Annotated in this window: 7 protein-coding genes; 4 read left to right on the top strand and 3 right to left on the bottom strand. The window is 70.1% G+C overall.

Annotated elements, in window-relative coordinates; translation table 11 throughout:
- The 3 genes from Q7W29_11010 to Q7W29_11000 form a co-directional block, all read left to right on the top strand.
- Positions 1-274 (top strand): glycosyltransferase family 2 protein (locus tag Q7W29_11010; GenBank protein ID MDO9172346.1); only part of this gene is annotated, 274 nt, incomplete at its 5' end.
- Complete coding sequence (locus tag Q7W29_11005) at positions 271-1,425, top strand: glycosyltransferase (protein ID MDO9172345.1); 1,155 nt, start codon at positions 271-273, stop codon at positions 1,423-1,425. The genes Q7W29_11010 and Q7W29_11005, both read left to right, overlap by 4 nt.
- A complete protein-coding gene (locus Q7W29_11000; GenBank protein MDO9172344.1) occupies positions 1,410-2,570 on the top strand; it encodes a glycosyltransferase family 4 protein in 1,161 nt (386 codons plus the stop codon). Before Q7W29_11005 ends, Q7W29_11000 begins: the two co-directional genes overlap by 16 nt.
- On the opposite strand, the gene Q7W29_10995 is transcribed toward Q7W29_11000, so the two are convergent.
- The 3 genes from Q7W29_10995 to Q7W29_10985 form a co-directional block, all read right to left on the bottom strand.
- The gene (locus Q7W29_10995) at positions 2,557-3,843 is read right to left on the bottom strand and encodes an oligosaccharide flippase family protein (protein ID MDO9172343.1); all 1,287 of its coding nucleotides are present in this window, start codon (positions 3,841-3,843) and stop codon (positions 2,557-2,559) included. The two genes, Q7W29_11000 and Q7W29_10995, sit on opposite strands and share 14 nt — an antisense overlap.
- On the bottom strand, positions 3,840-5,777 hold the full coding sequence (locus tag Q7W29_10990; protein MDO9172342.1) for a nucleoside-diphosphate sugar epimerase/dehydratase: 1,938 nt from the start codon (positions 5,775-5,777) through the stop codon (positions 3,840-3,842). The genes Q7W29_10995 and Q7W29_10990 overlap by 4 nt, the downstream gene beginning before the upstream one ends.
- A 106-nt stretch (positions 5,778-5,883) precedes the next feature.
- A complete protein-coding gene (locus tag Q7W29_10985) occupies positions 5,884-6,504 on the bottom strand; it encodes a DUF882 domain-containing protein (protein ID MDO9172341.1) in 621 nt (206 codons plus the stop codon).
- Between the two features lie 320 nt (positions 6,505-6,824).
- Here Q7W29_10985 and Q7W29_10980 point away from each other — a divergent pair.
- On the top strand, positions 6,825-8,413 hold a 1,589-nt coding region (locus Q7W29_10980), incomplete at its 3' end, for a cytochrome c3 family protein (protein ID MDO9172340.1).

Genomic DNA, 8,413 nt, shown 5'->3' with positions numbered 1-8,413 from the left:
GGAGAAGTTCTTCCCCGAGCTCTACGTCTGGAACCGGATCGGCGACGACGGGCCGATCCTGTTCTTCGCCGACGAGACGATCTACCGCTGTGAATACCTGCCCGACGGCTACACGGCCAATTTCATGCGCATCCTGAAGCGCAACCCCAGGGGGCTGCTCGTGTATTACCGGGACCAGTATTCCAGGGAGAGGGCGCCGATCCGCAAGTTGAAGTGCCTCGTCCGCGCTCTCCAGTGCTCGTGGTACGTGTTCGCGGGGCGGGTGCGGCCATGAGGATCCTCTTCGTCATCACAGGCCTCGGCGTCGGCGGCGCCGAACGCCAGGTCGTGGATCTGGCCGATCGGATGGCCGGCCGGGGCCACGAGGTGGGGATCGCCTACCTGACGGGCGAGGCCGCGCTGCTGCCCGCGAACGGCAGCATCCGGGTGACGGGCTTCGGGATCTCGAAATCGGTCGGCGGCCTGTTCCGCGCGTACGGGTCGCTGCGCCGGCTGATCGGATCGTTCCGCCCCGACGTCGTGCACAGCCACATGGTGCACGCGAACCTGTTGGCGCGCCTGGTCCGGCTGACGACCAGGGTGCCGCGCTTGATCTGCACGGCGCACAACACGGACGAGGGCGGCCCGGCCCGGATGTGGGCCTACCGCCTGACGGACGGGCTGGCGGATCTGTCCACGAACGTCAGCGCCAAGGCCGTCGCGGCCTTCGAGGCGAAGGGCGCCGTGCGCCGCGGCGCCATGATCGTCGTGTCGAACGGGATCGACACGGACCGCTTCCGCGCTCCCGCCGATGCGGGCGCCGGACGGGTGCTGCGGGATCGCGCCGGGCTGGATCCCGCGGACAAGCTGGTTCTCGCCGTCGGCCGGCTGGAAGAGCAGAAGGACTATCCCAACCTCCTGGAGGCCTTCGCCCGGGTCCGCCGGGACGGCGCCGACGCCCGCCTCTGGATCGCGGGCGGCGGCCCCCTGCTGGCCGGCCTGACGCGGACCGCCACGGATCTGGGCGTTCTCGATCGCGTCGATTTCCTCGGCGTCCGGCCGGACGTGCCCGCGCTGTTCGACGCCGCCGACGTGTTCGTGCTGTCTTCGGCCTGGGAGGGGTTCTCGCTGGTCGTGGGCGAAGCCATGGCGTGCGGCAAGGTCGTGGTGGCCACCGACTGCGGAGCGGTCAGGGAGCTGCTCGGCGATTGCGGCTTCCTTGTCCCGCCGCGGGATCCGGCCGCCTTGGCCTCGGCCCTGAGTCGGGCCCTGGCGGTTCCGCCCGAAGATGCGCTGGCGATGGGAGCGCGGGCGCGGCAGCGGATCGTGTCCCGTTTCTCCCTGGAGTGCGCGGTCGAGGATTGGTTGTCCATCTACGCCGGCCGACGCACGGCCCGGCTCTCCGATGCCCGGGAGGAAGGCGAGGATCGATGCCCCGACTGTTGATGGTGGCGACGGTGCCGCGGACGCTGCGCCTGTTCCTGTTCCCCCTGGCCCGCTTCTTCCAGGCGAAGGGCTGGCGCGTCGACGCCGCCGCCAACGGGGTGACCTCCGCCCGGGATTGCGTGGAGGTGTTCGATGAGGTGCGGGACATCGAGTGGTCCCGCAACCCCCTGGACCCGCGGAACCTCAGGACCGGGCCACGGATGATCCGCGCCGTCGTGGCGCACGGGAAGTACGACGTGGTCCATGTGCACACGCCGGTGGCGGCCCTGGTGACGCGCTACGCCCTGAAGGGCCTCGCGGCCAAGGACAGGCCGGTCGTCGTGTACACCGCTCATGGCTTCCATTTCCATGCGGGCGGCAACCCCTTCAGGAACCAGGTCTTCCGGACCCTGGAAAAGCTGGCCGGGCGCTGGACCGATTACCTGATCGTCATGAACGAGGACGACGAGGCGGAGGCGCGCAAGCTCGGGATCGTGCCCGCGGACCGCCTGCGTTACATGCGCGGGATCGGCATCGACACGGATTTCTATGCTCCGCAGCAGGTCAGCGAAGCCTCCGTCAAGGCCGTGAGGGACGAGCTCCGGCTTCCCGGAGAGGCGCCCATGATCCTCATGGTCGCCGAGTTCAACCCGGGGAAGCGCCACGTGGATGCTTTGCGGGCCTTCGCCCGCATCTACCGCGACAGCGCGCTCCATCTGGTCTTCGTGGGCGAGGGGCCCCTGAGGAGCTCGATGGAACGATTGGCGGCGGACCTCGGCATCTCCGAGCGCTGCCGGTTCCTGAACGAGCGGTGGGACATCCCGGTGATGATCCGGGCTTCGGTCGCGACGCTGCTGCCCTCGGTCAGGGAGGGGCTCCCGCGCTGCGTGATGGAGTCGATGTGCCTGGAGAGGCCCGTGATCGGTTCCGACGTGCGGGGCATCCGCGAGCTTCTGGGCGATGGCGCGGGAATCCTGGTCAAGGCGAGGGACGTGGACGGATTCGCCGACGCCATGAAGCTGGTCCTGGAACATCCCGAAGCGGCGCAGGCCATGGCCGACCTAGGACGCAAGAGGATGCAGGGGCCGTACGAGCTGAGCTCCATCCTGTCGGCGCATCTGGATCTCTACGAGGAAGCGCTGGCCCGTCGGGTCACCGGGACGTAGTCGGCGACTGTTCCTCGGGCATCCGCCCCATCCCCCGCAGCACCACCGCGCCGTACGCCAGCGTCACCCAGGCCGACCCGGCCAGCACCGTCCAGGCCGCACCGGCCATGCCGTGCGACGGGATCAGCCAGCGGCCCATCGCCACCAGCAGCCCGGCATTCAGGGCGTGGATGACGAGCTGGGAGCGGAACGCCTGCATGGCGGTGGCCGGCGCCCCGAGCAGGCTGCCGAGGTTCATGATGCCGCCCCCGGCCATGATCAGCACGAAGAGGTCGCTGCGCACCGCGTACTCGGCCCCGTAGATCAGGGTGATCAGGGGCCCGCCCCACCAACGGGCCACCGCCACGCCGGCGAGGCCGAGCACCACGCCCACGACCATGAGCTTCCCGACCGTGTCGCGGAAGGCGCGCGCGTCCCCGTCGGCGTGGTTGCGGGCCAGCCGCGCGATGCTGGACTGGGACAGGGCCATCACCACCGTGTTGGAGACGAGCACCAGGTAAGCCATGGCCGAGAAGATGCCGAGCGCTTCCTCGCCCTGGGCGCTCTCGAGCATGGTGCGGGGCACCGTGTTGCGCAGCTGGATCAGCAGCATGACCACGCCCATGGGCAGGGCCGTCCAGACGATCGCCTTGATCGCGGCGGGCCGCCACCGGGGGCGCAGGCGCCCCTCTTCGTCGCCGCCGCCGTCCTCGCCGCGCGCCAGGGCGCGGCAGCGCGGCACGTCGAAGGCCAGCAGCGGCACGGCCCAGGCCACCGGCCACGCCACCAGCGCCGCGTTGAGGCTCCCCGTCAGCCGGTACACGACGGCGAACAGGACCAGCGAGACGACGCCGCGGATCATCAGCGAGCGGGCCATCAGGTCCATGCGCTCGCGCTTCTGCTCCAGGCCGTAGAACACGTCGCCCACGCCGTCGACCACGCGGCCGATCCCGTACAGCACGATCGCCGTGACCTGGGCGCCGCTGTAGCCGGCCAGGCCGACGCCGACCACCGCGACCAGCGCCAGGGGCGCCAGCAGGAGCTGGACGCTCAGATAGTCGCGAAATGGGAAGCGGCCGTTCGCGTCGGAGACGAAGACGGCGCGCAACTGCAGGTTGGCGAAGACCACCAGCGGCGTGGCGACGGTTGCGGCCAGCGACAAGCGGCCCACCTCCGCGGCCGAGCCCAGCCGGGTCAACACCACGAGGATGCCCCACTGGCTGGCGGCGAAGATCGCGTTGCCGAGAAAGGTCCAGGTGAAGTTGCGGCGCAGGGAGGGCGGGGGAGGCGTCATTGCGCGGTCGGCGGTTTCTCGGCCGCCTCGCGCGTCTGGCCCTGGAAGTCGGGCACCAGCTCCAGCAGTTGTTCCCAGCACTCGCGCATGTTGCCCGCGGCGGCGGATGCGAGCAGCGCGTCCACGCGGGCGTCGAGGCCCGGCACGACGCCGGCGCGGCGGGCCACGCGGATGCCCGGGTTGCTGGTGGGCTGCGGCTTCTCCTCGGGCGTCCACAGCTCCTCGTAGAGCTTCTCGCCCGGCCGCAGGCCGGTGTAGACGATGGGCACGTCGATCTCGGGCGTCAGGCCCGACAGCTGGATCATCTGCCGCGCCAGGGCGTCGATCTTCACCGGCGCGCCCATGTCCAGGATGAAGATCTCGTCGCCGGCGCCCATGCCCGCCGCGTAGAGCACCAGGTGCACGGCCTCGGCGATGGTCATGAAGTAGCGCTCGATGCGCGGGTCGGTGACCGTCACCGGGCCGCCCTTGCGGATCTGCTCCAGGAACAGCTCCACGACGCTGCCCGCCGACCCCAGCACGTTGCCGAAGCGGATGGTCGAGAAGCTCGTGCCGTCCGGACGCCCGGCGCCCTGGGCGTGGATCACGCGCTCGGCGATCTGCTTGGTCGCCCCCATGACGCTGGTGGGCCGGACGGCCTTGTCGGTGCTGATCATCACGAAGCGCTCGGCGCCGTATTGCTGCGACAGCCTCGCCATGGTGCGCGTGCCGCCCACGTTGTTGCGGATCGCCTCCACGGGATGGAACTGCAGGATGGGCACGTGCTTGTAGGCCGCGGCGTGGAACACGATCTGCGGCTTCCAGCGCGAGAACAGGGCGTCCATGCGCCCCTCGTCCTTGACGTCGCCCAGGAAGAAGGCCAGCGCGGCGTCGGGCCGGCGCCGCCGCAGCTCCTGCTCGAGGCGGAACAGGCCGTTCTCGTCCTTGTCCAGGCAGACCAGCTGCAGGACCCCCTGGTCGATGATCTGCCGGCACAGCTCCGAGCCGATGCTGCCGGCCGCCCCGGTCACCAGCACGGTGCGCCCGTCGAGCAGCCGGCGGATCTCCGGCACGTCCGAGCGCACGACGCGCCGGTTGAGCAGGTCGTCGAGCGAGAAGTCCTGGATGCGCGTGACCGCCTCGCTGCTCTGCAGGACCTGCCAGATGTCCGGCGTGGTCTTCAGCGGCAGGCCGGTCTCGCGGCACAGCTTCACGATGCGGTAGAGCTGGGCCGTGGTGGCCGCCGGCATCGCCAGGATGACCGCCTCGGCCCCGGTGCGGCGCGCCACCTCGCCGATGACGTCGATCGGCGTGGCCACGCCCACGCCGTGGATGGTGATGCCCTGCTTGAGCGGGTCATCGTCGACGATGGCCACCGGCAGGTAGGCGTTCAGCTTGGCCGAGTTCATGGCCTCGAGCACGAGGTTGCAGGCCGTGCCCGCGCCCACGATGACCACGCGCGTCCGCGGGCCGGAGTCGATCCGCCGCGACAGGTGGTCCAGGATGCGGTACGCGTAGCGCCCGACCACGGACAGCGCCATGCACAGCACGGTGTCGATGATCAGCACCGAACGGGGGAAAGCCCCCTGGTAGGCCCACAGCAGGATCGCGGCGTCGAACGCCGAGCCGACCAGGATCGCGTTGATCAGCGGCGGCACGTCCCGCAGCCCGGCGAACCGCCAGGAGACCCGGTGCAGCCCGAAGGCGGTGGACACCACCAGGCGCACGGGCACGGCCACCAGCAGCATCGACTGCCACCACTGCGGCCACTTGTCGACCCTCTTCAGCCAGGACCACTCGAAGCGGATCATGAAGGAGAGGCTGACCGACACGGCGGCGATCGCGCCGAAGAAGGCGAAGAAGAACAGCAGACGGTGGCGCCGGACCATGAGGCTCAAGGGTCCGGACGTCGGCGGGCGCAGCGCGCCGAGGGTCTTGCGGATGCGTTCGACCATGGGTTGGGACGCGGCCTCCGTACCGCGGGATCGCAGGTCGGAGGATAAGGCGCAGGGCCGGGAAAATCCAGCGGGGATAAATCGGTCGGGAGGCCGGGGTCGCGCCCTACCAGCTGCGGACGGGGCCGGTGTCCAGGTGGACGAAGCGCGAGCCGGGGTAGTAGCCGACGCCGCCGTTCTTCAGGTCGCGCGCGGCGCTGCGCAGCTGCGCGAGCTGGACGCCGGGCAGGCTCACGTCGGCGGCGCGCCCGTTGATGTGGTAGCTGTGCTTGGCCACGCCGGCGCCGCGGCGGCGCATGGCGGCGTTGGTGGCCGCGGACCGGTACCCGCAGACCACTTGGAAGGGCTCGTCCGTGCCGAGCGCCGACGCCGCGTCGTGCAGCATGTCCAGCAGCTGCGGGTCGATGGGCTTGATCTCGTCGTTGCGGTGGTCCCGCAGCAGGCGGTCGATGGCAGCCGTCGCGTCGGGCACCAGGATGCCCTTCTCCCGGTAGGCGCAGGACAGCCGCTCGCCGGTGTTGACGTTGAGCAGCGAGATCAGGTGCGCGTCCGGAGCGCCGGGGATCCCGGTCACGGGAGGTTCGATCGCCGGGACGATCAGCGGTGCGCCCAGGATCCCGCTCCCGGTCACCGAGGCGGCCAGGGGCAGGGGCGCGAGGCAGGCCAGGGCCACGCCTCCGAAGATGCGCAGGAAGCGCCGCCGGTCGACGGCGTCGTTGTCGTTCACGTTGGCCAAGCAGGATGTCCCTTCACGATGCCGATATCTTCGGATATCCTCGCGGACGCACCGACCGGCGGCTACCTGACTCTTCCTGGAGGAAGACGGGCAACGCACAAAATGGGGCACCGGTTCCCGAAACGGGAATCCTCTTTTTTGCTCTATGGTAATATCGACACCCATCCGTCGCTCTCCCAGTCGCTTGACAGCGGCCCCTCCCCCTGCGATTGATGGGACGATACGCCCCAACAGCCCGTTGTCTGCCTTCCCGGGGGTTCCCGATGGCGTCCCCTCGCCAGCGCCGAAGCATTAACATCTTGCCGTTGTTGATGTTACTGCTCGTGGTCCTGGCGGGCGCCGCCGGCTGGCGCTGGCACGCCTGGTCGCGGACGATCAACCTCATGCTGCCCGAGGGCTCCCGGCCCGCCCGCATGACCTTCGCCGCCGAGGAACTCGACCGCGACGCCTTCGAACTGGTCGCCAAGAGCCTGAATATCGAGTTCCGACGCAATTTCGACCACGTGGACCGCTTCCGCGAGGCCGGCATCCGCTCCTACCGCGGCCCGGAGACCTGCCTGGTCTGCCACCGGGAGATCGAGTTCGTGAACACCTACGGACTGCCCCGCCGCGAGGACCTCATGAGGAACCTCACCGGCTCGGTGCACTACCGATTCTTCAGCACGGACCACAAGAACGTGCGCGGCTTCAACGGCCGCTCGGCCGACGGCCTGCCGATGGGCATGCTCGACCGCCCCTGCCCCAAGCCGGGCTCCTTCGCGATGACCGCCTGGGCCGAGTGGGTCGTCAACGTGCGCGGCGACACCCTGAGCGAGGGCTGCGGCCAGTGCCACATCGGCGGCCAGTCGCAGGCCCCCCTCGGCGAGATCATGCCCTACTACAAGACGCTGCCCGAGGAGCGCGACGCCATCGACTGCCTGATCTGCCACGCCGCGGCCTACGACATGAACCGCAAGCAGGTGGTCCGCGACGCCAACGGCCGCCTGCGCTGGGACCAGGACCGCACCCTGCGCGCCGCGCTCTCGGTCGAGACGCCGTCGTCCCAGTCCTGCCTGCGCTGCCACCAGCACAACCTGGGCGGCGACGTCTACGTCGACGCGAAGGACCCGTCCTTCATGCCCTCGCGGCACGCGCGCGGCGACCGCTACCCCCGCGTGATGCATCCCGGCTCCAAGCGCGGCACCCCGTACTCGCCGTCCTGGGACGTGCACGCCGCCGCCGGTCTGGCCTGCCTCGACTGCCACCCGACCGAGGGCCACCGCATCGCGAAGGGCACGCACACCACCACGATGATGGCCAACGACCTGCCGGACGTCGAGGTGTCCTGCGAGCGCTGCCACACCGACGCGCCCCACGAGGACGAGTCGCGCACCGCCCGCGTCCTGAACGAGCACGGGGCGTGGGTCGCCTGCGTCACCTGCCACATCCCCAGCCTCCACCCCGACAACGTCACGCGGCGCGACTTCTCGCGCACCGTCCTGGAGCCGAAGCAGGGCCTCCACCTCGCCCGCGACGACCAGAAGCTGACCGACCCGGGCGAGGGCCTCGCCTACGTCTGGTGGAACGGCGACGCCACCTTCCTCGGCAACCCGATCGGCGAGAACCCCGAGGGCACGTGGCGCTTCTACACGGCGCCTTACCGCTGGCCGGAGTGGGAGGAGTACGACTACGAGGGCTGGTACGAGCGCGTGATGCGCCCGACGGCGGCCGCGGGCCGGCCGAGCAAGCTGTACGTGATGAAGCGCTTCAACGGGCGCCAGCACATCGACCTGCAGAACGCCGGCCCCTTCGGCGGCATGTTCGTGCCTTACAACCTGCCCCTGTACTACCGCGACGGCGACCCCGATGCCGCCGCCCGCGCCGAGATGGACAAGCCCATGATGCGAATGATGTACGGCCG

The sequence above is a fragment of the bacterium genome, assembly GCA_030654305.1.
Taxonomy (GTDB): Bacteria; Krumholzibacteriota; Krumholzibacteriia; order LZORAL124-64-63; family LZORAL124-64-63; genus PNOJ01.
This window is presented reverse-complemented; position numbering and strand designations above follow the sequence as displayed.